Origin of the sequence: Methylomonas aurea (assembly GCF_024505045.1) — a bacterium.
GTDB lineage: Bacteria > Pseudomonadota > Gammaproteobacteria > Methylococcales > Methylomonadaceae > Methylomonas > Methylomonas aurea.
In genome coordinates this window covers 1-1500 of record NZ_JANIBM010000085.1, presented here as the reverse complement: position 1 = coordinate 1500, position 1500 = coordinate 1, and the positions used below count along the sequence as shown (strand labels likewise).

The 1500-nt window shown below is 49.2% G+C and carries 1 protein-coding gene; it reads left to right on the top strand.

Annotated elements, in window-relative coordinates:
• Nucleotides 1-359: 359 nt before the first annotated feature.
• Nucleotides 360-1403 (top strand): tyrosine-type recombinase/integrase, encoded by a 1044-nt coding sequence (locus NP603_RS21805; protein WP_256612971.1) that lies wholly within the window; start codon nucleotides 360-362, stop codon nucleotides 1401-1403.
• Nucleotides 1404-1500: the final 97 nt, after the last annotated feature.

Below are 1500 nucleotides of genomic sequence, written 5' to 3'. Positions count from 1 at the left end.
CTTCGACAAATGCGCCTACTCTAGCGCCGGCTAGAATCGCTAAATTCACCATGCCCAACATACCCGCAGACGGCCAAAAATCAGCCCAAAAGGTCGTTCTTTGTTTTCAATTGTCCCGTGAGTGTCCCATTTTGAAATTTAACAATCATTATCCTTTTAATATCAATGGATAGAGAGTATAGGTCGCCGCATTGATACAGCGTTGTTGTTATTTTTTGCTTGTTGTTGTAGCATTTCACCGAAGCAAAAAAACGGGCCTGGAAGTGCTACCAACACCGCCAGACCCTAACCACCACTTAACAGAACGGGTTAAGCAATGGCTACCGCAAATTATACCGCCATTGCCCCAAGGGGATTACATGGCAAGCATTGAACCACGCACCAACGACAAGGGCGAAAAATCCTATCGTGTCAAAGTCAGACTAAAAGGCTACCCGGCGCAATCTGCAACCTTTGACCGGCTGACAGATGCCAAAAAATGGGCAGCGGCTACAGAATCAGCAATCAGAGAAGGCCGACACTTCAAAACCGCCGAAGCTAAAAAGCACAGCATTGGCGATATGCTGGCCCGCTACTATTCCGAAGTCCTGCCCCATTACAACGAAAAAGAGCAGAAGGAACGCAAAAGCAAGCTGGAATGGTGGCGGCAAGCAATCGGCCATTGCTCGCTTGCCGATGTGACACCGGCGGCGATAACCGAGCATAAGGCCAAGATGACCCAAAGCGCCGCAACGGTAGACAAATATCTTAAAAACTTATCCCACGCCTTCACGGTGGCGGTCAATGACTGGGGCTGGCTAGAGGATAACCCGGTTAAGAAAGTGAAAAGCCCTAAATTGCCCCGTGGCCGTGTCCGTTTTCTGGACGACGACGAGCGGCAACGATTTTTATCCGCATGCCAGCAATCAAGCAATGATTGGCTTTATCTATGCGCCATTCTGGCGCTGTCCACAGGCATGCGACAAGGCGAATTGATGGGCCTTAAATGGCAGGATGTTAATTTAAAGGACGGCTTCATTATCCTGCACGAAACCAAAAACGGCGAACGGCGGCGGGTTCCTTTAGCCGGTCATGGGTTGGAACTGTTACGGGAACATGCCAAGGTAAGGCGCCTCGATACCGATTTGCTTTTCCCCGGAAACATCCACAAGGACAAGCCGATTGACCTTAGAAAGCCTTTCGAAAATGCCCTAAATGCGGCGGAAATTTGCGACTTCCACTGGCACGACTTGAGGCATTGCACTGCTTCTTATCTCGCCATGAACGGCGCCAGCTTGGCCGAAATCGCTGAAGTCTTGGGGCATAAAACCTTGGCGATGGTCAAACGCTACGCGCATCTATCAGACGGCCATGTTAGCAATGTGGTTGCCAGCATGAACGCTAAGATTTTCGGGGGTGTGTGATGGATGACAAATTAAGTGATGAAGAATTAGAAAGTATCGTTCTTGATGCTGTGCATACTCATAGGCTTGATTTTTTAAGAAGCCAGCAAGACTACTG